Source organism: Alistipes sp., assembly GCF_020026455.1.
Classification (GTDB): Bacteria; Bacteroidota; Bacteroidia; order Bacteroidales; family Rikenellaceae; genus Alistipes.
This window is the reverse complement of the sequence record NZ_JAHHQJ010000001.1, coordinates 275,823-299,359: the sequence shown is the minus strand read 5'-3', so window position 1 is coordinate 299,359 and position 23,537 is coordinate 275,823. Positions and strand designations below refer to the sequence as shown.

17 protein-coding genes, 1 tRNA gene and 1 pseudogene are annotated in these 23,537 nt (G+C 62.6%); 7 read left to right on the top strand and 12 right to left on the bottom strand.

Annotated features, from left to right (window positions below):
* Positions 1-6: 6 nt before the first annotated feature.
* Positions 7-942 carry a class I SAM-dependent methyltransferase gene (locus tag QZ460_RS01155; protein ID WP_290539749.1) on the top strand — a complete coding sequence of 312 codons (936 nt, stop codon included), beginning with the start codon at positions 7-9 and terminating at the stop codon, positions 940-942.
* 234 nt (positions 943-1,176) lie between these two features.
* Here QZ460_RS01155 and QZ460_RS01150 read toward each other — a convergent pair whose 3' ends face one another.
* From QZ460_RS01150 to QZ460_RS01110, 9 genes are all read right to left on the bottom strand, one after another.
* On the bottom strand, positions 1,177-1,749 hold the full coding sequence (locus QZ460_RS01150; RefSeq protein WP_290539748.1) for a chromate transporter: 573 nt from the start codon (positions 1,747-1,749) through the stop codon (positions 1,177-1,179).
* 235 nt (positions 1,750-1,984) lie between these two features.
* Complete coding sequence (locus QZ460_RS01145; protein WP_290539779.1) at positions 1,985-2,530, bottom strand: chromate transporter; 546 nt, start codon at positions 2,528-2,530, stop codon at positions 1,985-1,987.
* A 2-nt stretch (positions 2,531-2,532) separates the two neighbouring features.
* Positions 2,533-3,297, bottom strand: a complete 765-nt coding sequence (locus QZ460_RS01140; protein WP_290539747.1) for an NADH:ubiquinone oxidoreductase — start codon at positions 3,295-3,297, stop codon at positions 2,533-2,535.
* Between the two features lie 24 nt (positions 3,298-3,321).
* Complete coding sequence (locus QZ460_RS01135; RefSeq protein WP_290539746.1) at positions 3,322-4,845, bottom strand: NADH-quinone oxidoreductase subunit C; 1,524 nt, start codon at positions 4,843-4,845, stop codon at positions 3,322-3,324.
* Positions 4,842-6,242, bottom strand: a complete 1,401-nt coding sequence (locus tag QZ460_RS01130) for a proton-conducting transporter membrane subunit (protein WP_290539745.1) — start codon at positions 6,240-6,242, stop codon at positions 4,842-4,844. The genes QZ460_RS01135 and QZ460_RS01130 overlap by 4 nt, the downstream gene beginning before the upstream one ends.
* Positions 6,243-6,246: 4 nt before the next feature.
* On the bottom strand, positions 6,247-6,876 hold the full coding sequence (locus tag QZ460_RS01125; protein WP_290539744.1) for a hypothetical protein: 630 nt from the start codon (positions 6,874-6,876) through the stop codon (positions 6,247-6,249).
* Positions 6,873-7,787, bottom strand: coding sequence for an NADH-quinone oxidoreductase subunit H (locus QZ460_RS01120; RefSeq protein WP_290539743.1), 915 nt, complete (start codon positions 7,785-7,787; stop codon positions 6,873-6,875). The genes QZ460_RS01125 and QZ460_RS01120 overlap by 4 nt, the downstream gene beginning before the upstream one ends.
* A 1-nt stretch (position 7,788) precedes the next feature.
* Positions 7,789-9,777 (bottom strand): proton-conducting transporter membrane subunit, encoded by a 1,989-nt coding sequence (locus tag QZ460_RS01115; protein ID WP_290539742.1) that lies wholly within the window; start codon positions 9,775-9,777, stop codon positions 7,789-7,791.
* A gap of 22 nt (positions 9,778-9,799) precedes the next feature.
* Positions 9,800-10,513 carry a 16S rRNA (uracil(1498)-N(3))-methyltransferase gene (locus QZ460_RS01110; RefSeq protein WP_290539741.1) on the bottom strand — a complete coding sequence of 238 codons (714 nt, stop codon included), beginning with the start codon at positions 10,511-10,513 and terminating at the stop codon, positions 9,800-9,802.
* 89 nt (positions 10,514-10,602) lie between these two features.
* On the opposite strand from QZ460_RS01110, the gene QZ460_RS01105 reads away from it, so the two are divergent.
* Together QZ460_RS01105 and QZ460_RS01100 are read left to right on the top strand one after the other, a co-directional pair.
* Positions 10,603-12,783, top strand: coding sequence for a M3 family metallopeptidase (locus tag QZ460_RS01105; protein ID WP_290539740.1), 2,181 nt, complete (start codon positions 10,603-10,605; stop codon positions 12,781-12,783).
* Positions 12,784-12,851: 68 nt separating this feature from the next.
* Positions 12,852-14,948, top strand: a complete 2,097-nt coding sequence (locus tag QZ460_RS01100) for a M3 family metallopeptidase (protein ID WP_290539739.1) — start codon at positions 12,852-12,854, stop codon at positions 14,946-14,948.
* Positions 14,949-15,451: 503 nt separating this feature from the next.
* Here QZ460_RS01100 and QZ460_RS01095 read toward each other — a convergent pair.
* Complete coding sequence (locus QZ460_RS01095; protein ID WP_290539738.1) at positions 15,452-16,696, bottom strand: nucleoside permease; 1,245 nt, start codon at positions 16,694-16,696, stop codon at positions 15,452-15,454.
* Positions 16,697-16,832: 136 nt separating this feature from the next.
* Here QZ460_RS01095 and QZ460_RS01090 point away from each other — a divergent pair.
* The 3 genes from QZ460_RS01090 to QZ460_RS01080 all read left to right on the top strand — a co-directional run bounded on the left by QZ460_RS01090 (position 16,833) and on the right by QZ460_RS01080 (position 18,805).
* Positions 16,833-16,903 (top strand) — tRNA-Gln (locus tag QZ460_RS01090).
* Between the two features lie 413 nt (positions 16,904-17,316).
* The gene (serS, locus tag QZ460_RS01085; RefSeq protein WP_290539737.1) at positions 17,317-18,588 is read left to right on the top strand and encodes a serine--tRNA ligase; all 1,272 of its coding nucleotides are present in this window, start codon (positions 17,317-17,319) and stop codon (positions 18,586-18,588) included.
* Between the two features lie 49 nt (positions 18,589-18,637).
* A complete protein-coding gene (locus QZ460_RS01080; RefSeq protein WP_019151157.1) occupies positions 18,638-18,805 on the top strand; it encodes a 4Fe-4S binding protein in 168 nt (55 codons plus the stop codon).
* A gap of 339 nt (positions 18,806-19,144) precedes the next feature.
* Here QZ460_RS01080 and prfB read toward each other — a convergent pair whose 3' ends face one another.
* On the bottom strand, positions 19,145-20,257 hold the full coding sequence (prfB, locus tag QZ460_RS01075; protein WP_290539736.1) for a peptide chain release factor 2: 1,113 nt from the start codon (positions 20,255-20,257) through the stop codon (positions 19,145-19,147).
* A gap of 162 nt (positions 20,258-20,419) precedes the next feature.
* Positions 20,420-21,895: a cysteine--tRNA ligase gene (gene cysS / locus QZ460_RS01070; RefSeq protein WP_290539735.1), complete on the bottom strand. Its 1,476-nt coding sequence runs from the start codon at positions 21,893-21,895 to the stop codon at positions 20,420-20,422.
* A gap of 85 nt (positions 21,896-21,980) precedes the next feature.
* On the opposite strand from cysS, the pseudogene QZ460_RS01065 reads away from it, so the two are divergent.
* Positions 21,981-23,072, top strand: a pseudogene (locus tag QZ460_RS01065) (DEAD/DEAH box helicase); the annotation flags it as partial.
* Between the last annotated feature and the right edge of the window lie 465 nt (positions 23,073-23,537).

The following is a 23,537-nucleotide window of genomic DNA, read 5'->3' as shown; positions in this document are numbered from 1 at the left end:
CAAGCCATGCAGGAACAGCTGACGCCCGATTTCGGGGATTATGAACTCCTCGACACGGGGGATTTCGAGAAACTGGAACGCTTCGGGCGCTATGTGACGCGCCGTCCCGAGCCGCAGGCCATCTGGCGGCGCTCGCTCACCGAAGAGGAGTGGCGACGCACGGCCGACGCTTCGTTCCGGCGCGATGTGCGCAGCGACGAGCGGGGCGAGTGGCGTCTCGCCCCCGGAATGCCCGACCGCTGGGTCGTGGAGTATGCCTACAAGCGGATGCGGCTGCGCATGCGTCTGGGGCTCACGTCGTTCAAACACGTGGGCATCTTCCCCGAGCAGGCCGCCAACTGGAATTTCATCTACGACAACTGCCGGGCCTTGTCCGGAGTGGAATCGCCTGGTGATGAACACGCTGCGGCCGTCAATTCGGGTGATGCGCGAGGTAGCGCTCCCAAGGTGCTGAACCTCTTCGCCTATACGGGCGGCGCGACTCTCGCGGCACGGGCTGCCGGGGCCGAGGTGACGCACGTCGATTCGGTCAGGCAGGTGGTGACCTGGTCGCGCGAGAACATGGAGTTGAGCGGTCTGGAGGGTGTGCGGTGGATTGTCGAGGATGCACTGAAATTCGTCCGGCGCGAAGTGCGCCGCGGCAACCGCTACCGCGGAATCATCCTCGATCCCCCGGCCTACGGGCGCGGGGCCGACGGTGAACGCTGGATTCTGGAGGACAACATCGGCGAAATGCTGGAGTGCTGCGCGCAGCTGCTCGAACCCCGAGGGGCGTTTTTGGTGCTGAACCTCTATTCGATGGGCCTCTCGTCGACACTGGCACGCACGGCCGTGCGGCAGGCATTCGGCGCTCCGCGCGAGGAGCAGTGGGGCGAACTCTGTTTCACCGACCGGGCCGGCAAGCAACTGCCGCTGGGAACCTATTACCGGTTTACGCGGTAGACTCGTTTTTCGGGGGGGGGCACGACGGATGCCCCGATACCCCACAAGCGGCAAGGTGCAGTCGGGCGGCATTGTTTTTTTCTGGACCGACCGGGCCAGTTCAAGCGGACCCGGAGCGATTCAACGCAGCCCGGAATCAACCCAAACCTCCCCGGGACTATCCGAAGCCATCCGGGACTATCCGGGGCCGCCCAAAGTTGCCCGGGACTGTCTCCGGGGCGATCTGCGGATGTGTCAGAAGACGTAATAAATCAGGATTCCCGCGGCAGCCGAGAGGACAATCAGCAGGATGGGGTTGACCCTGCGCCACGAGCCGATGAAAACACCGCCGAAGAGCACCCAGCTCCACACATCGCCGAAATTCCGGTCGTCGGGGTTGTCGCCGTGGGGGAAAATCAGCAGCAGGGCTGCGGCGGCGATCATGCCGATCACCACGGGGCGCATGCCGCGCATGGCCCCCTCGACCAACCGGTTTCCCTTGAGTTTCATGAAAAAACGCGCCACGAGGATCATCAGCGTCAGCGACGGCAGGCAGACGGCAAAGGTGGCGATTGCCGAACCCAGAATCCCGCACCAGGTGTACCCGGTCTGGATGCCGACGCTGTAACCCACGTAGGTCGCCGAGTTGATGGCAATGGGTCCGGGGGTGATTTGCGACACGGCCACAATGTCGGCAAATTCAGCAGCGGTCATCCACTGGTGGTGCACGACCACTTCATACTGGATCAGCGACAGCATGGCATAACCGCCACCGAATCCGAAGAATCCGATCTTAAGGTAGGATATGAAGAGTTGCCAGAGGATCATAGCGTTTTGTTGTTTGTTGCATCGTCTTGCATTCGCTTCGGGCATCATCGCGGCTTGCGGTCGCGGCTCCCCTGCCCTGCCCGGTCCTGTGTCGTTCTGCCCTGCCCTATCTGCCCTGTCCGGCTCTGTCCGGCTCTCGGCCCCGCCGGTTCAGGCAGGGGGAGGGTCGCACGCGGGCGGAGGACTTGTTGCACGGGCAGGGGCTTGTTGCGCGGGCGGAGGGCCGAGACCGGGGTTATTTCCGTCCCGCCCGTTCAGCGATTGTCAGCTCCCAGGCCATGCCCAGCAGGGCGGCTGCGGCGAGCATCAGGACCGGCGACCAGTCGAGCCACCAGATGGCCAGCGCCGAGACCGCGATGACGGCCGCCATCGTCCAGTGCATGCCGCGGGAGAGCGAGAGCACCGGGCCGATGATCAGCGCCACAACAGCCGGACGCATGCCCTTGAAGGCAGCGTCGACGACCGGATTCTGGCGGATGCCCGCAAAGAAGAGGGCGATCACGAGGATGATGACGAACGACGGCACCACCGTACCCAGCAGGGCTGCGGCCGCGCCGCGCAGTCCGCGGACCTTGTAGCCCACGAAGACCGATGTGTTGACGGCAATCGGGCCGGGGACCGACTGCGCGAGGGTCAGCAGGTCGAGGAACTCCTTCGGTTCGAGCCACCTGCGTCTGGTGATCAGCTCCCTCTCGATCAGCGGCAGCATGGCGTAGCCTCCCCCGAAGGTGAACATCCCGATTTTCAGGAACGAGCCGAAAATGGTTGCAAGGCGCGGCATCATTACTGGCGTTTTTTGCGGCCCAGGAGGTTCATCATCCCGTCGATGTAGGTCATCGGATGGGTCGGGGTGCCGGGCAGCCAGAGGTCCGGGGTGTGGGTGTCGAAGAACGTGCGGTCGACAGCGCGGCTGTCGGCGAACAGGCCGCCCGAGCAGGCTTCCGAGCCGCAGGCGACGAGGATTTTGGGCTCCGCAACGGCGTCGTAGCAGATTTCCAGCGCCTCGGCCATGTTGGCCGTGACGGGACCGGAGATCACCACGCCGTCGGCATGGCGCGGCGAGGCCGTGAAGCCGATGCCGAAGCGGCCAAGGTCGAAGTTCACATTGCCCGTGGCGCCCAGCTCCATTTCGACCGACGCATCGCCCCCGGCCGAGACTTCGCGCAGCTGGAGCGCCCGGGAGAAGCAACGGCGGATCTCGAGGCGCACCTGCTCCGGGTCGAAGGCCACGCGGGTGTCGCCCGGACGGACGACCAGACCTTCGCGCGTGGGAGAGCCGATGCGGTAATCGTTGGTGAAACGGACGTTGCGGGGCGCGACACGCGCGCATTCGCCGCAGAAGAGGCAGCGGCCCAAGTCGAGCGCAAGGGGCGCGGCCGTGAAGGCCCCCGTGGGGCAGACGGCGGCCGCACGCACGGCGTCGCCGGTGTCCGGCGTCTCGGTCAGGCAGGGACGGCCCCGGAATTCCGGGGTCAGCTCCACGGCGTCGAGGTCGGGGATGGCCTGCCGTCCGTGGCTGTGCAGCACCTTTATTTTCGGAAAGATCATATCCGCAAAATTAAGCATTAAAAATCATAAATCATGACCGCAATAGGAGAGGTTGAAACTCTTGTTGCAGATCGGGAAGTCGGAGATCCCCTCGCCGCGCACGGCAAGGGCGAGGGCCAGCCAGTTGTGGAGGCTCGGGTCCTTGATGCGGGCGGCGGCGATGCGGCCCCCGGCATCGGTCAGGAGCACGTGGCAGGTCTCGCCGCGCCATCCCTCGACCAGTCCGAAGGCAAGCGACTGAGGCGCCAGCGGCGCCGCATAGTCCGGATGCGGCGTTCCGGCATCCGCGCATTCCGCCCCGAAGCCGTCGAGCAGGCGGTCAATGTATCCGGCCGATTGCAGCACCTCGCGGCTGCGCACCATCAGCCGGGCCATCACGTCGCCCTGCGTTTTGACGACGCTCTCGTGGTGCAGCTCCCCGGCGAAGACGCCCCAGGGGTGCGACGTGCGGATGTCACGCCCCAGACCGCTTGCACGGGCCGCCTGGCCCACGCCGCCGATGCGCTGCATCTCGTCGCGCGGAACGATGCCGCACTGCTCGAAGCGGGCCAGCAGCGAGGGCGACGACTTGATGTCGCGGCGCACTTCGTCGTAGCGACGGGCTATTTCGCGGACGTTGCGGCGGATCATCGCCGCCTTTTCGGCCGTCAGCGGATGGTTGGTGCCGAGGGGACGTATCAGCCCCTTGCCGAAGCGGTTGCCGCACCACGCCTGAGTGGTGTTGATGGTCATGGTACGCAAGGCCTCCGAAGCCACCTGCCCCAACTGGTAGCCCACATCCATGCAGAGGGCGCCTGTGTCGGCGATCTGCATGGCCATGCGTTCGAGCTCGAGGGCCACGGCACGTTCGCGCTCCAGCGAGTCCGGGACCTCACGGCAGGCGAGTTTCTCGACGGCCCGTGCGAAGGCCGTGGCATGCGCCACGGCGCTGTCTCCGGCGACGGACTCCGCAAGGCACATCTGCCGCAGGCGGTTTCCGGTGGATTCGAAGGCCGTCTCGACACCCCGGTGCTGGTAGCCCAGCGCGATTTCGAGGTGCAGGACCTGCTCGCCGTTGCAGATGAAGCGGAAGGCTCCCGGCTCGATGACGCCGGCATGGATCGGGCCGACGTTGACCTCGTGCAACGAACGCCCCTCCATCGTGTAGAAGGGATAGTTCTCGATCGAACTATTGCGGTCGTAGCGCCCGGCAGGGAAGCGCAGCGGCTTGGGCCACGGCATGCCATCGAAACGGATGCCGTAGCGTTCCGAGATGTCGCGCTCGAAGGGATGCATCTGCGGATGCAGGGCCGTGAGCGAGGGGAGCACCGTCTCGTCGTAGTAGTCCGAAGCGTGCGAAGCGAGGAGCACGCGGTGCTCAACGTCGTCGAGCAGCAGCAGGAAGAAACGCATGCGGTCGCCCGACGGGAGGGCGAAATAGTGGGCCACATGGTAACGTGCGTCGGAGAGTTTAAGGCGCAGATCCTCGTAGAAGGCCGCGTAGGAGACTTCGGGGATGTCGTTCAGCGCAACGCAGGCGCCGGTATTGTCGGTTACATGGTAATTCATAGCGATGCGATTCGGTCGATCAGTTCGCGGAAAAAGGCAGGCTGCCAAAGCCCCAGTCCGATGGCGGCGACAAGCAGCGAGAGGGCCGACCACGACAGGGCGCGGTCGGTAGCCGAGGGATGCAGTTCGTCCTGCCGGGGCTGGTAGCAGAGGCGCAGCAGGCGCGAGCAGAAGAAGTAGATGACCAGGCACAGCAGCAGCATGATGCCCGTGACGAGCCACCAGCGGCCGTCGGCGACGGTTTGCTTGAGGATCATCAGCTCGGAGAGGAACAGCGGCGAGGGCGGGAAGGCCACCAGCACGACCATGCCCGTGAGCAGTCCCACGGCACCCACACGGTTGATTTGGATGTAGTCGCCGATGCGGTTGATACGGTAGTTGCCGTAGACCTGACGCACGACGGCGATCTGCAGGAAGAGGCTGCTCTTGATGAGCGTATGGCAGACGACATGGAACACGGCGGCCCAGACCCCGATGCCCCCGATGCCCAGTCCGATGGCCGCAATACCCATGTTCTCGACCGTGGAATAGGAAAGGAAGCGTTTGTAGTTGTTGGTGCGCCGCAGGAACAGCGCGCCGACCACCAGCGACAGCACGCCGACGAGCAGCAGCACGGATTTCACCCAGGGGAAGACTTCGGTGGCGGCAAGCAGTTTGTAGACCCGCAGCAGCGCCAGAAACCCGGCGTTGACCAGTCCGGTGGAGATCAGCGCCGAGGCCGGGGCCGGGGCGGCAAAGTTGGCGTCGACGCCCACGGTATAGAGCGGGAAGAGCTCGGCCTTGCAGCTGTAACCGCAGAGGATCAGCAGAAAGGCCGTCTTCAGGTAGAGGGCGCTGCCGCCCGGGGCCGCGGCGGCGACGGTGGCGTAGTCGAGCGACTCGCAGTTGGTGGCGGCGGCCAGCAGCAGGATGCCCAGATAGGCCATGGCGATGCCCGTCGAGCAGACGAAGACGTATTTCCACGCCGCTTCCAGCGCCTGGGCCGTGCGGCGGTGGTAGACGATACCCGCCGAGCAGAGCGTGGTGGCTTCGAGGAAGATCCATGTCACGGCGAGGTTCGAGGCGAAATAAGCACCCGCGATGGCGGTGGTCAGGAGCATCAGCAGGCCCGCGTAGGTGCGGGTCTGGCGCAGGTCGCAGTCGAGGATACTGGCCCTCGAGTGGAAGAAGGCGAAGGCGGAGACGATGCAGAGCAGGCAGTAGAAGAGCGTGCCCGCGGCGTCGAAGGCAAACCACTCGGCCGAAGTCCGGCCGTAGAGCCCTCCGGCGACGATCCACACGGCGAAGGCCGCCTGCACGGCGTAGAAGGCCGCGCCCGTGAGGCGCAGCAGGCTCCGGCGGCGGACCGTGAAGGCCGCAGCCGCGATGAGGACGCTGAAAATGAGGTAGCAGATCATGGCGTCAATCCTTTACGTTGGTGAGTGAATCGGCATCGTCGGCGTGGAACTTGCCGTCGATTTTGGTGAAGAAGATGCCCAGCATCAGCACCGAGATGAGGATGTCGAGCAGGATGGCGAAGTTGATCAGCAGCGGCATCTCGACGCCGATGGCCGTCGAAAAGAGGAACACTCCGTTCTCGATGACCAGAAAGCCGACCATGTGGGAGAAGATCCTGCGGCGCATGACGATCAGGATCAGGCCGCTGAGCAGCGAGTAGAAGGCCACGCCGAAGAACACCAGGTCGATGGTCGTATCGGCGATGTAATAGGTGACCGAGGCGCTCACGGCCAGCGCCACGAGCGACAGAAGCAGCGAACCGGACTGGGTGGAGCCGGGGTGCGAAACCCGGTTGATCTTCGTGCGGCGGATGACGGCGAAAAGCAGTCCCGGGACGAGAATCCCCTTGAAAAGCAGGGTTTCGAGGCTGATGAAGACCAGCTCGGCGGGGTTGATGGCGTGCAGCCGCACCAGGGCGACGGCGAACAGCAGCCATCCCTGAAGACCGATCAGCGAGGCGAAGTTGCGGAAACGCTCGGTGATCGCCAGGTAGACGAGCGTCACGACATAGAGGATGATCAGCGGAAGTATCATTGCAGACCGATGTTAAGTTGCAGCAGGTAGCCCGTGAAGAACACGAGGGCGGCCAGTGCCGCGATGGTGAGGATGAAGGTGGTGTTGCGGGCGAGTTTGTTGCGGGCCTGGGTCGATTCGACGATGCCCACCGAAAGCCCCGTGACGAGCACCGCGAGCGGAGCCGCCACCCACCAGCGGGGACAGCAGGTCGCGGCGACGGCATCGGCGGCGAGCATCGACAGAGCGGCGGTCTTGAGCCATCCGCCCATCTTGATATAGGCCAGGTCGACGCCGCAGTAGTCGAGGCACATCACCTCGTGGATCATCGTCAGCTCGAGGTGCGTGCGGGGGTCGTCGACCGGGACGCGCCCGGCCTCGGTGAAGACGATTTTCACCAGCACGTAGGCCGCCAGCAGCAGCACGACGACCAGCTGCACGCCGTTCACCGTGTCGTCCGAGAAGATCGCCGCAAAGGAGGTATAGCCCGACAGCAGGGCCAGGGTGCCGAAGACGAGCATCAGCGCCGGTTCGACCAGCGCGCCGTAGAGGGCTTCGCGGCTGGCGCCCATGCCCTCGAACGAGCTTCCGGTGTCCATCGCCGCGAGGACCAGAGCCACGCGGCCCAGGGCCAGGAGGTAGGCGAAGGCGACCAGATCGCCCTCGAACGACAGCACGGGCGGAAGGTCGCCCACGGGGACGAACAGCGCCGCGACGAGGGCCGTGCCGAGTATGACGGACGGAGCCGCGCGGAACACGGCGGTCGTCGTCGGGGAGTAGACGGCGCCCTTGCGCAGCAGCAGGCGCACGTCGTAAAGATGCTGGGCGAAGCGGATGCCCTTGCGGCCCGCGAGCAGCGCCCGGGTGCGGTTGATCAGTCCCGGAATGGCCAGGGCCGCCAGCAGAAGAAGGAGTGTGTTGAGTGCTGCCATCTTAAATCGCGTTAAATACCGACAACAGGAACACCAGCCCCAGGAAAGCCAGTGCAAAGAGGATGTAATGGTTGATCTTGCCCGTGCGCAGGCGCATCACGCGCTGGTTGATCATGCGCAGCAGCTCGACCCACCAGGCGGCGAACAGCCGGCCGATGCGATCGCGGTGGCCGATGTCGAACGAGTGGGCCGCGGGGAAGATTTCGCCCTTGCCCACGGGGGAGCCCTCGCCGCTATTCTGGGTCAGCGACGTGGCGATGGATTGGAGTCCCTCGGAGAAGGATTCGCCCGTATACTGCATCCGGACATTCGGCGCCGTGAAGCCGCAGCCCCAGGTGGGGCCCTTGGCAACGGTGCGCGTGCGCAGCATCCGGCGGCGGAGCCACAGCAGCAGGCACACCACGGCGATCAGAATCCAGGCCGTGCGTCCCGCGGCGGCGAGCGACGGCGAGAGCAGCCAGTCGGCGGCGTCGGCCGGGGTGCGGAGGAAGAAGCCTGCGGCCCGGGTTGCGGCCGCGACGGCCGCCCGGGGGAACAGTCCCACGAACAGGATGCCCGCGAGCGGCAGGGCCATCGCCGCGATGCGGAAGGTGTCGACCTCGGACGACTCGGCGACCGTGTGGGTGCGGGGCGATCCGAGGAAGACCGTGCCGTAGAGTTTGGTGAAGGCCAGGACGACCAGTCCGCCGATCAGCGCCAGAGCGACCAGTCCGGCGGCGGAAGCCAGCACGTTGCTGCCCGAAGCGATGCCGTCGAGCATCCCGAGGTAGATCAGCAGTTCGGAGACAAAGCCGTTGAGGGGCGGCAGGGCGCAGATGGCCGCTGTAGCCGTGAGGAAGAGGATTGCCGTGAGGGGCATGTGCTTTGCCAGTCCGCCCAGCGCGTCGAGCGATGTGGTGCGGGTCTGCGAGAGGATGTTGCCCGCGCCGAAAAAGAGCAGGCTCTTGAACAGCGAGTGGTTGAGCGTGTGCATCAGGGCACCCGCGATGCCGCACAGCGCGACGAGCTGGTTACCCGAGGATTTGCCCAGCGCGGCAACGCCGAGGCCGATGAAGATGACGCCCACATTCTCGATCGAGGAGTAGGCCAGGAGGCGTTTCACATCGTTCTGCATGGCTGCCAGGATCACGCCCCACAGGCCCGTGACGACACCCGCCGCGAGCAGGATGACGCCGGCGGTGTGCAGGAGGGGCTGTTCGCCCAGTGCGGCCGTCACGCGCAGGATGCCGTAGACGCCCGTCTTGATCATCACACCCGACATCAGGGCCGAGACATGCGACGGGGCCGCGGGGTGCGCCTCCGGGAGCCAGACGTGCATCGGGAAAAGTCCCGCCTTCATGCCGAAGCCCCCGAGGAAGGCCAGCAGCAGCGGCAGCCCGGGCTGTGTGCGGAAGTAGTCGCCCAGAGCGCCGAACGTGGCGGCGCCGCAGACGGCGTCGAGCCGCACGAAGCCGATGACGAGCAGCACGAAGCCGATGTGCATCATGATCAGGTAGGAGAGCGCCGCGCGCCGCACTTCGCGCCGCTGGGCGTCGAAGAGGATCAGCAGGAACGACGCCACGGTCATCAGCTCCCAGAAAAAGAGAAACGAGAAGCCGCCGTCCGAAAGAACCACGCCCAGCATGGCGTAGAACATCACCACCAGCGCCGTGTAGTGCAGCGAGATGTGGGCCGGAGATTTCTCCGCAAGGCAGTGGGCCAGGTAGCCCCGAGAGTAGAGCACGGCGGCGACGGCGCCGATCGAGATGATCACGACGAACAGCGCCGAAAGCCCGTCCATCGAGCCGGTGTCACCGCCGAAAAGCGTACCGGAGATCGACCACACAAGGCCGCTGTCCGCTCCGGCCAGCACACCGACGGCACGCGCCGAGCACCACAGGGCACCGGCGGCCGTGAGGGCCAGCGCAGTCCAGACCTTGCGACGCAGCGGCGAGGCGAAAACGGCCGCCGCCACTGCCGTCAGGGCGATTAGCAGGTAGAAAAAAAACATATATCAGAAATTTATTGTATGCTTAACCGTTGACCACCGATACCATGACCACCGCCGCAAGGGCTGCGGTCTCGGTGCGCAGACGCTGCCCCCCGAGGGTGATCTCCTCGAAACCGTTGGCCAGCGCAAAGGCGATTTCGCCCGGCGAAAAGTCGCCTTCGGGACCGATGAAGACCGTGACCGGCTCGCCCGGACGGAGCGTGCGGGGCAGGTAGGCCTTCCCGCCGGGCGACTGCGCAGCGGCGCAGTGGGCAATGAACTTCCGCCCCTCGGGAGCCGCCAGCACCGCCTGACGGAAGGGTGTGAGCGGATGCAGCACGGGACGGTAGGCCTTGAGCGACTGTTTCAGCGCCGCGGTGACGACCTTTTCGCCCCGCTCGGGTTTGAAGACCCGCCGTTCGCTGCGCTCCGTTTCCAGCGGCACGACGGACGTGACGCCCACCTCGGTGGCTTTTTCCAGAAACCATTCGAAACGCTCCGAATTCTTGGTCGGCGCGACACCCATTGTCAGCGCATAGGGCAGTTTTTCGAATCCCGCTTCGGTGCTGACAACCCGCACGGTGCAGCGCCGGGGATTGTCGTCGGTGATTTCGCAACAAAATAAATTGCCCCGTCCGTCAGTTATATGGATGCGCCCGCCGCACTGGAGCCGCAGGACGCGGATGCAGTGCTTCGACTCCTCCTCGTTCAGCGTATGAAACGGGGGGACGATGTCCGGCGCGTAGAAAAGTTGCATGTTTGGAGACGTATTATTTATTTTATTTACAGATTTTTCCCTAACTTTGTCGAATAACGCGCGACAAAGTTACTAAAATAACACGATCGATGAAACGTATTACCGCTTTATTAACACTTTTTCTGTCCATGACACTCATATCCTGCAAGCCCGGGAAAACCGTGGGTGAAAATCCATTTTTCACCGAATGGGAGACTCCCTACGGCGTGCCGCCCTTCGACAGGATCGAGCCGGAGCACTTCCTGCCGGCCCTCGAACGCGGCATGTCGCTCCACGAAGCCCAGATCGACGCCATCACGTCGAACAACGACTCACCCTCGTTTGAGAACGTCATCCTGGCCTACGACGACTCGGGCAAGATGCTCTCGCAGGTCGGACTGATCTTCGGAATGCTCTGCGCCGCGGAGAACACCCCCGAAATGCAGGCGCTGGAGGAGCAGATCATGCCCCGCATGGCGGCACACGCCGACAAGATCCTGCTCAACGAAAAACTGTTCGAACGGATCAAAGCCGTATACGACCGCCGCGCCACACTGGAGCTCGACGCCGAGCAGAGCCGTCTGCTGGAGAAGACCTACCGGAGTTTCGTGCGCGCCGGAGCGTTGCTCGACGCCGAACAGAAGGCCCGCCTGAAGGCGATCAACGAGGAGCTGTCGCTCACGTCCGTGAAGTTCGGGCAGAACCTCCTCGCCGAGAACAACAACTACACGCTGGAGCTCACCTCGTCCGATCTGGACGGCATGCCGGCCACGGCCCGCGATCTGGCCCGCGAAAAGGCCGAGGCAATGGGCCGGAAGGGGAAATATGTCTTCACGCTGCACAAACCCAGCCTGATTCCGTTTCTGACCTACTCGTCGAAACGCGACCTGCGCGAGCAGATCTACAAGGCCTACCTCAACCGCGGCAACAACGGCGACGAGTATGACAACAAACAGCTGATCAACGATTTCATCCGTCTGCGCACGGAGAAGGCCCACCTGCTGGGTTATCCCTCCCATGCGGCCTATGTCGTGGACGACGAGATGGCCGGAACGACCGACGCCGTGTACGGCCTGCTGGAGGAGATCTGGACCCCGGCGCTCGAAAGCGCCAGAGGCGAGCTGGCCGAGATGGAGGAGCTGTTCCGGAAGGATTTCCCCGAAGAAGAGTTTGCATCGTGGGACTGGTGGTATTACGCCGAGAAGGTCCGCAAGCAGAAATACGCCCTCGACGAGGAGATGCTGCGGCCCTATTTCTCGCTGGAGAATGTCCAGGGAGGCATCTTCTTCCTCGCCAACCGCCTCTACGGCATCACCTTCCGTCCGATCGTCGTGCCGCTCTACCATCCCGATGCGATCGCCTACGAGGTGCTCGACATCGACCAGTCGCATCTGGGAGTGCTCTATTTCGACTACTTCCCGCGCGACGGGAAGAGCCAGGGCGCATGGTGCGGCAACTACGTGGAGCAGACCTATGAGGACGGGAAACGCGTGGCTCCCGTGGTGTCGATCGTCTGCAACTTCACACGCCCGACGGGAAGCAATCCCGCATTGCTGACCCTCGACGAGACCGAGACGCTCTTCCACGAATTCGGACATGCGCTCCACTTCCTGTTCCACGACGTGAAGTACCGCGGACTCTCGGAGGTCGAGGGCGATTTCGTGGAGCTGCCCTCGCAGTTGATGGAAAACTGGGCATTCAATCCCGAGCTGCTCAAGCAGTATGCCGTGCATTACCTCTCGAACGAGGTGATTCCCAAATACCTCGTCGACAAGCTGCACCGCAGCGACCTTTTCAACCAGGGATTCATGACCACCGAGCTGATCGCCGCATCGCTCTCGGACATGGACATCCACTCGATCACCGAATACGAACCGTTCGATCCGATGGACTTCGAGCGCAAGGCCCTGCACGAAAAACGCGGGCTCATTCCGCAGATCGAGCCGCGCTACCGTTACCCCTATTTCTCGCACATCTTCGACGGCGGATACTCCGCGGGCTACTATTTCTATACGTGGGCCGAGGTGCTCGACAAGGATGCCTTCGAGGCCTTCCGCGAGAGCGGCGACCTCTTCAACAAGAAGATAGCCGACGATTTCCGCCGCAAGATCCTCGCCCGCGGCGGCTCGGAGGACGGCATGACCATGTACCGCGACTTCCGCGGCAAAGATCCCGACAAGCGGGCCATGCTCCGCGGCCGGGGACTTCTGCAGGAGCCCGAACCCTCCGACGAGGAGGCTGCTCCCGAAGCCGGAGACGCAGCCGCCGCATCCGCCGTCCGGGGAGCGTAAAGCCCGGAACCCATCAAAAAACAAGAAACCGCTAATTTGATACGATAATGAAAAAACTACTGTTTATTATGGCTGTTTCCGCTATGACGGCAGGCTGTGCCGACAATTCGATACCCAAAGCGCAGCTGCCCGAACTCGATCTGTCCAATCCCCTGCTGGCCGCATGGGATACACCCCACGAGACCCCGCCGTTCTCCGAGATAAAGCTCGCGGACTACGAACCGGCGTTCGATGCCGCAATCGCCTGCTCGCGCGCCGAGATCGACGCGATCGTGAACAACCCCAAGAAGCCCTCTTTCGGCAACACGATCGTGGCGCTAGAGCGTCAGGGCGAACTGCTCAGCCGCATCTCGGGGATTTTCTTCAACCTGCTCGAAGCCGACACGTCGGACGAGATGCAGCAGATCGCACAGCGCGTGCAGCCCAAGCTGACCGAACTGTCGAACGACATCTCGCTCAACCCCGAGCTGTTTGCCCGGGTGAAGCGGGTCTACGAGCATCCGGGGCGCCTCAGCAAAGAGGACCGGAAGCTGCTTGAGGATACCTATCAGAGTTTCGCCCGCAACGGCGCGGCCCTTTCCGAAGCCGACAAGGAGCTCTACCGCAAGTACTCCTCCGAACTCTCGGGGCTGACGCTCCAGTTCGGGCAGAACGCGCTGGCTGCAACCAACGCATTCACGCTCAACATCACCGACCCGAAGGTGGTGGCCGAGCTGCCCGCATTCGTCCGCGAAGGCATGGCCGCCGAGGCCAAGGCCCGCGGCGAAAAGGGATGGACCGTGACGCTGCAACAACCCAGCTACCTGCCCTTCATGATCTACTCCTCGAACCGCGAGCTGAAGGAGAAACTCTGGAAAGCCAGCAATTCGAGGGCGCTGGGCGGCGAGACGGACAACACGCAGATCGTGAAGCAAATCGCCAACACGCGTCTGAAGGTCGCCAACCTGCTGGGATACAAGTGCTATGCCGACTATGTTCTCGAACGCCGCATGGCCGAGAATACGAAAACGGTCAACGACTTCCTCGCCGAACTGCTGGCCGCAACCAAATCCCATGCCGATGCCGACTACCGCACGGTGAGCGACTACGCCGCAACGCTCGGATTCAAGGGCGAGTTGATGCCCTGGGACTGGGCCTATTACACCGAGAAATACAAGGATGAGAAATATGCCCTGAACGACGAGTTGGTGAAACCCTATCTGAAACTCGAAAACGTGAAGAAGGGTGTCTTCATGCTGGCCAACAAGCTCTACGGACTGAACTTCACTCCCGACGAACAGATCGAGGTGTACCATCCCGACGTGACGGCCTACAACGTGACCGACGCCGACGGGCGCTTCATGGCGGTCCTCTACCTCGACTTCTTCCCCCGCGCGTCGAAGCGCTCGGGAGCGTGGATGACCGAGTTCCGCGGCACGAAGATCGAGGACGGCAAGGAGACCCGTCCGCTGGTGTCGCTGGTGATGAACTTCACCAAGCCCACCGAAACGACTCCCTCGCTGCTGACCTTCGACGAACTGGAGACCTTCCTCCACGAGTTCGGACACGCCCTGCACGGCATGCTGGGTGAGGGCAAGTACGAGTCGCAGACCGGCACGAACGTCTACCGCGACTTCGTGGAACTGCCCTCGCAGCTGATGGAGAACTGGGCGACCGAGAAGGAGTTCCTCGACCTGTGGGCCGTGCATTACCAGACCGGCGAGCCGATTCCCGCCGAGATCGTCGACCGCATCGTCGCCGCACAGAACTATCTGGCAGCCTATGCCAACGTACGCCAGCTGTCGTTCGGCATGACCGACATGGCATGGCACACGCTCACCGAGCCGTTCGAGGGCGATGTGGAGCAGTTCGAAGCCGCCTCGATGGCCCCGACACAGGTGCTGCCCGTCGTTCCCGGAACGGCAATGGCCCCGGCATTCGGCCACATCTTCTCGGGCGGTTACGCCGCCGGGTACTACGGTTACAAGTGGGCCGAGGTGCTGGAAGCCGATGCGTTCTCACTCTTCAAGCAGAAGGGCATCTTCAACCGCGAAACGGCGTCGTCGTTCCGCGAGAACGTCCTCTCGAAGGGCGGCACGGAGCATCCGATGGAACTCTACGTGCGTTTCCGCGGCCACAAGCCCGAAGTCCGCGCCCTGATCGAAAAGATGGGTCTGGAAAAATAGGCGATCCGCTCCCCGATTTCGGAGGAGGGCCTGCACAGGCCCTCCTCTTTTCGTATCCCGGAGAGCGAATCTTCGGCAACACGGAGGCCCAGGCGCAGGCGATGCGCCGCTCTATTGGTCTCCGCGCAGGGACTGGGCCCCGAGGAGCAGGCTGTGTGAAGTCCGGCCCCGGGGAGCAAGCCGGAACGGATTCGCCGAGGAAACGAAAAATTTTGCCGGACTCCACGCAATCCGGCTTTACCTCCTTTTACATTATATATAAAGCAACCGACCATGCGGCCGGAAGATCGTCCGCCCTCTCGGCAAACAATCCGAAGCGAAGAACAAGTCGCGCCGGAGAATACCCCGCACCGAAGAACGATCCGGACCGAAGAACAAGTCGCGCCGAAGAATGCCCCGGAGCCGCGAACGCTCCGGGAGCAGGCATTGCGCGCAGCAAAAGGCTCCGGTGGGGATAAAAAAATCCGGCAGCAGGGAGCTCCCTGCCGCCGGACCGTCAGTCATCAATGGTTTGCAACCTCCATTTCGGCCGGGTTGTGTCGGTATTTGAACACCACGGCAAAAACAACGGCCACCACAAGGGCATACCCGGCGAAGATGAACCACGAATCGGGCCATCCGTACGCATCCACGACGGCTCCCGCAGCATACGATCCGAAGAAGGCCCCGAAGCCGTTGGTCATGATCATGAAGACACCCTGGGCCGAGGAGCGGATCTCGCGGCTGGTTTCCTTTTCGACGAACAGCGAGCCGGAGATGTTAAAGAAGTCGAACGCCACGCCGTAGACGATCATCGAAAGCACGAGGAACGCCGCACCCGAGCCGGGATTGCCGATGCCGAAGAACCCGAAGCGCAGCACCCAGGCCAGCATCGAGATCAACATGACCTTCTTGATGCCGAAGCGACGGAGGAAGAAGGGGATCAGCAGGATGCAGAACGTCTCGGACATCTGCGACAGCGACAGCAGGATCACCGAGTGCTTCACGATGGCCGAATCGGTATACTGCGGCATCGAGCCGAAGTCCTGGATATAGCTGTCACCGAAGGCATTGGTGATCTGCAAGGCTGCGCCCAGCAACATCGAGAAGATGAAGAAAACAGCCATCCGCTTCTCCTTGAAGAGCGCAAAGGCCCTCAGACCCAGCGTATCGACCCACGACTGTCTCTGCGCGTTGCGCTCGACGGGACACCCCGGCAGCGAGAACGAATAGGCCGCCAGCACGAACGACAGCAGTGCCGAAACGTAGAGCTGCCACTCGGTGAGCTTGATCTGCACACCCCCGATGTGCGTCAGGTCGACGAACCACATGGCGGCGATGAAGCCCACGGTTCCCCATACGCGGATGGGCGGAAAATGCTTCACGGTATCGAGCCGGGCCAGGTCGAGGGCATTGTAGGCCACGGAGTTGGACAGAGCGATGGTCGGCATGTAGAACATCACGCTCAGCAGCATGCAGCTGTACAGCGAGGCGTAGGCCGTCTGCGAGGCTGCGGCGATGAGAAACGCGCCGCTGATGAAATGACAGATGCCCAGCAGTTTCTGCGCCGGAATCCAGCGGTCGGCGATAATTCCCATCACGGCGGGCATGAACAGCGAGGCGATTCCCATCGTCGCAAAGAAACTGCCGATCTGCAATCCCGAGAAGTCGAGTCCGCCTCCCAGGTAGGCGCCCAGCGAGATAAGCCACGAACCCCAGATTGCATACTGAAGAAAGTTCATGACGATAAGCCGAAATTTAATTCCCATAATTTACTGATTTTGTGTGAATTTTAAGTTTCAAACGGTTTTTTCTGCATAGATTAAAACAAATGTACGATTTTTTTTTCGGATTTTTCTTTGCATTTGCAAAATAAAGTTCTACTTTTGCATCACCAAAATCTACTGAGCTATGGTGTAACGGTAACACAACAGATTCTGGTCCTGTTATTCCAGGTTCGAATCCTGGTAGCTCAACAAAGCCCTGCATTCCCCGAATGCGGGGCTTTTACGTTGTATGCAGGCGCTCCATCCCGCGTCAACTCCCCCTGCACACCGCCGGACGGGGTCGCAATATCCCGCGCCTCGCGGATGGGCCGCAACATCACCGCCCTGCTCCCCCACACTCCGCCGAATAGGCCATACATCCCGCACCCCTACACGCAGCCGGACAAGATCGCAATAACCCGCAACTCGCACTCCGCACCTCGCCCCGCCGGACGGGGTCGTAATATCCCGCCCCCCCGCACAGCCGAAAGCGGACTCCGGCTTCGGGCAAACGTCCGGTTTTCGGCAAAATCGCAAAAAACGCCGCCACAGCGTGACAGTTTGGCGCTATTTTACTAAATTTGCAGATTGTAAGTGAAAAACACAAAAAAACACACGATACTATGCTTACGATAAAGCAAATCCGCGATGACAAAGAGGCCGCCGCACGCAAACTGGCCAAAAAGGGAGTGGACGCCGCACCGATCATCGAAAAAATCATCAGCTTCGACGACCGGCGCAAAGCCCTCCAGCTGGAACTCGACAACACGCTGGCTGCTCAGAACAAGGCCGCCAAGGAGATCGGCGCACTGATGGGCCAGGGCCGCCGCGAGGAGGCCGAGGAGCGCAAACGCTTCGTGACGGACCTCAAGGAGAAATCCTCGCGTCTCGAAGCCGAACTGACCGACGTCCGGCAGGAGTTGCAGTCGGCCATCGTCTCGCTGCCGAACTTCCCCGCCGAGATCGTACCCGAAGGCAAGACGGCAGAGGACAACCTCGTCGTCAAACTCGTGGAAAGCTACACCGCACTGCCGGAAAACCCGCTGCCCCACTGGGAACTGGCCCGTAAGTACGACATCATCGACTTCGACCTGGGTGTGAAACTCACCGGCGCCGGATTCCCCGTCTACAAGGGCAAGGGAGCCCGGCTGCAGCGCGCGCTGATCAACTTCTTCCTCGACCGCAACACAGCTGCCGGATACCTCGAGGTGGAGCCGCCCGTGATGATCAACGAGGCCTCGGGCTTCGGCACGGGACAGCTCCCCGACAAGGAGGGCCAGATGTATCACGCCACGGTCGACAACTTCTACCTCGTACCCACGGCCGAAGTGCCCGTGACGAATATCTACCGCGACGTGATCCTCGACAAGGAGGATTTCCCCGTGAAGATGACCGCCTACACCCCCTGCTTCCGCCGCGAGGCCGGATCCTACGGCAAGGACGTGCGCGGACTGAACCGTCTGCACCAGTTCGACAAGGTGGAGATCGTGCAGCTCTCGCTGCCCGAAAAGAGTTACGAGGCACTGGACGGCATGGTGGCACACGTAGAGAGCATCGTCAAGGCCCTGGGCCTGCCCTACCGCATCCTGCGCCTGTGCGGCGGCGACATGTCGTTCACCTCGGCGCTGACCTACGATTTCGAAGTCTACTCCGAGGCGCAGAAACGCTGGCTCGAAGTGTCATCGGTATCGAATTTCGAGTCGTTCCAGGCCAACCGTCTCAAACTCCGCTACCGCGACGAGGAGAAGAAAATACAACTGGCACACACCCTCAACGGCTCGTCGCTCGCCCTGCCGCGCATCGTGGCCGCACTGCTGGAGAACTATCAGACCCCCGAAGGCATCCGCATCCCCGAGGCGCTGATTCCCTACACGGGTTTTGATATTATCAAATAAGTTTTTATATTTGCACTCACACACATTTAACAACAAACACACAACAACAATGGCTTACAAAATTACCGACTCGTGCGTTGCATGCGGTACCTGCATCGGCGAGTGCCCCGTAGAGGCTATTTCGGCCGGCGACATCTATGTGATTGACGCCGACAAATGTATCGACTGCGGCACCTGCGCAGGTGTATGCCCGAGCGAAGCAATCGTTTCGGAGTAACTCACGGAACAACCGAAAAAAAGCACACCCCGGCAATCGGGGTGTGCTTTTTTGGTTTGGAAAGCCCCGGTCCCGTCCGAACGGGACCGGGGCGACGCATTGCATGCCGCAAGAATAGTCCCGGATAGCTGCGCCCGCTCTGCGGGATCGCACCAGCCGCCCCAACGGCCGTGCTGTGCGGCGCGAAGGGGGCAAAGAAACTGCGGGGCGGCGTCACGCGAAGGATGCAGCATCGCACAACGGTTGCGGCACAGAGCACAACGGTTGCGGCGCGACGGTTACAAAGAGACTGCGGGGCGGCACGGCATCAAGCGAAGGGTGTGGCGCCGCGCGACTTCCCTACGCCTGCGCCCCGTATTCCATCAGATAGGCCTTGATGAAGGTGTCCAGATCGCCGTCCATCACCGACTCCACAGCCGAGGTCTGCACCCCCGTGCGGTGGTCCTTCACGCGACGGTCGTCGAAGACATAGGAGCGGATCTGCGAACCCCACTCGATCTTCTTCTTCGATGCCTCCAGCGCCTGCTGCGTCGCCATCCGCTTGTCCAGCTCGCGCTGGTAGAGTTTCGAACGGAGGATGCGCATGGCGTTCTCGCGGTTCATCAGCTGCGAGCGCGTCTCCATGTTCTCGATCAGGTATTCGATCGTCTCGCCCGTGTCGGGGTCCTTCGCGTGGTAGCGCAGGCGCACGGCCGTCTCCACCTTGTTGACGTTCTGTCCCCCGGCACCCGACGAGCGGAACGTGTCCCACTCGATGTCGGCGGCATTGACCGTGATCTCGATCGTGTCGTCAACGGCCGGCGACACGAATACCGACGCAAACGTGGTCTGACGCTTGTTGTTGGCGTTGAACGGCGACAGGCGCACCATGCGGTGCACGCCGTTCTCGCTCTTGAGGTAGCCGTAGGCGTATTCCCCCTCGAACTCCAGCGTGCAGGATTTCACACCGACTTCGTCGCCGGCCTGGAAGTCCAGCACCTTGACCTTGTAGCCGTGGGCCTCGCCCCAGCGGGTGTACATGCGCATCAGCATCGACGCCCAGTCGAGCGCCTCCGTGCCGCCCGCCCCGGCGTTGATGTCGAGGATGGCCCCGAGTTTGTCCTCGTCGCGGCGCAGCATGTTGCGCATTTCGAGTTTTTCGATCTTCTCGAGCGTCGCGGCATAGTGGCTGTCCATCTCCTGCTCGCTGACCACACCCTCCTTCACGAAGTCGGGCATCAGCCGAAGGTCCTCGGCATCCTTGCAAATGGCATCGTAGTCATCGACCCATGCCTTGATCCCCGCCACCTTGCGCAGCTGTTCGCGCGCCTTGTCGGGGGTGTCCCAGAAATTCGGCTCCTGGGTTTTCTCCTCTTCGTTGCGCAGGTCGATGCGCTTCTGGTCGATATCCAAACAGCGTTCCAGCGCTTCCCGACGCTGCTCGATCTCCTTGATCTGTTCCGCAAGTACCATAATATGCTCAAAATTTCATGTTCGGTTTCCGTGCGGCGAACTTCGGGGTGAAATTCGCCGTTTGACCCGTCGCTCCGCGGCGGACCGTTGGCGCAGAGGTGGAGGGATGCCGCTGCGGAGGGGCAGATCCTGCCCCGGATTCACCACACCGGCCGGCGTTTCCTACTCCAGTTCCCAGTCCGTGCCGTCCTTGCGGTCCTTGACGCGGATGCCGGCGGCCGTGAGTCCGTCGCGGATGCGGTCCGAGGCGGCCCAGTCCTTCGCCGCGCGGGCTTTCAGGCGCTCGTCCAGCAGCATCTCGACCAGCGGCGTCACATAGTCGCGTCCCGAGGCCGTACCGGCGGCCTTCTCGTCGCGCAGACCCAGAATATCGAAAGCATAGCGGCGCACGGTGGCCGTCAGTGCCGCGAGGTCGGCGGCCGTGATCGTCTGCGAGCCGTCGGCCAGCTGGTTGACGATGCGCACCCAGTCGAACAGGGCCGAAATGACCATCGGCGAATTCAGGTCGTCATCCATCGCCTCGGCGCAACGCTGCTCCAGCTCGGCGGGATCGACCGTCGAAGTCTCCGCGGGTTTGATCTTCCCGAGCGTCTCGATACCCTTCATCAGGCGGTCCAGCCCCTTCTCGGCGGCCTGCAGGGCCTCGTTCGAGAAGTCGAGCGTCGAGCGGTAGTGGGCCTGAAGCACGAAGAAACGGATCGTCATGGCCGAATAGGCCTGCGAGAGCTTCGGGTGCGACCCGGTGAAGAACTCCTCCAGCGTGATGAAGTTACCCAGCGACTTGCCCATCTTCTGCCCGTTGACCGTCATCATGTTGTTGTGCAGCCAGTAGCGGGCCGAGTCGTGACCCAGAGCGGCGGTCGACTGCGCGATCTCGCACTCGTGGTGGGGGAACATCAGGTCCATGCCGCCGCCGTGGATGTCGAAACGCTCCCCGAGGTAGCGCGTGGACATCGCCGAACACTCCATGTGCCATCCCGGGAATCCGTCGCTCCAGGGCGACGGCCAGCGCATGATATGCTCGGGCGAGGCCTTCTTCCACAGCGCAAAGTCGTAGGAGTGGCGTTTGTCCGACTGCCCGTCCAGCTCGCGCGTGTTGGCGACGATGTCTTCGAGATTGCGGCCCGACAGGCGGCCGTAGTTGTATTTGGCGTTGTACTTCTCCACATCGAAGTAGACCGAACCGTTCGCCTCGTAGGCGTAGCCGTCGGCCAGAATCTTCTTCACGAACTCGATCTGCTCGATAATATGTCCCGAGGCATGGGGTTCGATCGAGGGGCTCTCGACATTGAGCGCGTCCATCGCCCGGTGGTAGCGCTCCGTATAGTAATGCGCCACCTCCATCGGCTCCAACTGTTCGAGCCGGGCCTTCTTGGCGATCTTGTCCTCGCCCTCGTCGGCATCGTGCTCCAGATGGCCCACGTCGGTGATGTTGCGCACGTAGCGCACCTTGTAGCCCGAAACCTTGAGGTAACGGAACAGCAGGTCGAACGTCACGGCGGGCCGGGCGTGGCCCAAATGCGGATCGCCGTAAACCGTGGGACCGCAGACATACATGCCCACGCGGCCCGGAACGAGCGGCTCGAAGACCTCCTTGCGGCGGGTGAGCGTATTGTAAAGTACGAGTTTGGAATCCATAATCGCGAATTAACGTTTTGAACGGGTAAAGGTACGAATTTTTACACGGAAACCGAAAAATAAATCGTACCTTTACGCCGATTATATGAAATTTCAAGACTTACGACTCTCCGAGCCGCTGTTGCGCGCCATCGGAGAAAAGGGGTACACGAATCCCACCCCCATTCAGCAACAAGCCATTCCGCCCGTACTCGAAGGCCGCGACCTGCAGGGTTGCGCCCAGACCGGGACCGGGAAAACCGCAGCCTTCACGCTGCCGATGCTCCAACTTTTAGCCGCCGAACCGGCCCCCAAGGGCCGCCGTCCGATCCGCGCCCTGGTCCTGACCCCGACGCGCGAACTGGCCATTCAGATCGACGAGTGCTGCCGCGACTACGCCCGCTACACCCCCATTCGCCACTGCGTGATCTTCGGCGGGGTCAACCAGCGCCCGCAGGTCGACGCCCTTCAGAAGGGTGTGGACCTGCTGGTGGCTACTCCGGGCCGGCTGCTCGACCTGATCGCACAGGGTTACGTGACGCTCGACACGATCCAGTTCTTCGTGCTCGACGAGGCCGACCGCATGTTGGACATGGGCTTCATCCACGACATCCGCCGCATCCTGCCCCTGCTGCCCGAGCGGCGTCAGACACTCTTCTTCTCGGCCACGATGCCCGAATCAATCGCCGCTCTGGCCGCGAAGATTCTCCGCGACCCGGTGCTGGTCACCGTCACACCCCCGGCGTCGGTGGTCGAGACCATCGCACAGAAGGTTCATTTTGCCGAGAAGAGCGAAAAAAGCCAGCTGCTGATCGACCTGCTCGGGGAATCCGACGCCCCGCAGGTGCTGGTCTTCACCCGCACCAAACACGGCGCCGACCGCCTCTCCAAGATTCTCAACCGGGCCGGGATCACCTCCTCGGCCATCCACGGCAACAAGTCGCAGAACGCCCGCGTGAAGGCCATGAACGACTTCAAGACGGGCGCATGCCGGGTATTGATCGCCACGGACATCGCCGCGCGGGGAATCGACATCAGCCAACTGCCGCTGGTGATCAACTACGACCTGCCGGAGGTGGCCGAAACCTACGTCCACCGCATCGGACGCACGGGCCGAGCGGGACACGAGGGCGCGGCGTGGTCGTTCTGCTCGGAGGACGAATTCGAATATCTCTGCGACATTCAGAAGCTCACCGGGCTTACGATCCCCACCGAGGGCCCGGTTCCGGAATATGCCCTGCGCAAGGCCGCCCCGGCACGAAAGGCCGCGCAGCAGCCGACACACTCCAGGGAGCCGAAACCGGCCCGCAACGTCCGAGCCCGGTCGGCACAGTCCTCCGCCCGCAATGCGGACGCCGGACAGCAGCCGGACCCCAACACGGAACAGAACGACGCCCGCAAAGGCACAAAAGCATCGCAGCCGGGGCAAAATCCGGCGCAGCCCGAATCCGGGGCGGTCTCCCGCCCATCGCGTCCGCGCCGCAGACGGGGCACACGCCCCGCACCGGGAACCCCCATCGAACCGGCCGGGAAAACAGCCTCCCGCACCGCCGATACCACGCGCAACAGCAACATCGCGAAAACGGGCGGAAACTCCCCGAAGCCGGGCGGAAGCTCCTCGAAAGCGGGCGGCAATGCTGCGAAAACTGCCGGAAGCAGTTCC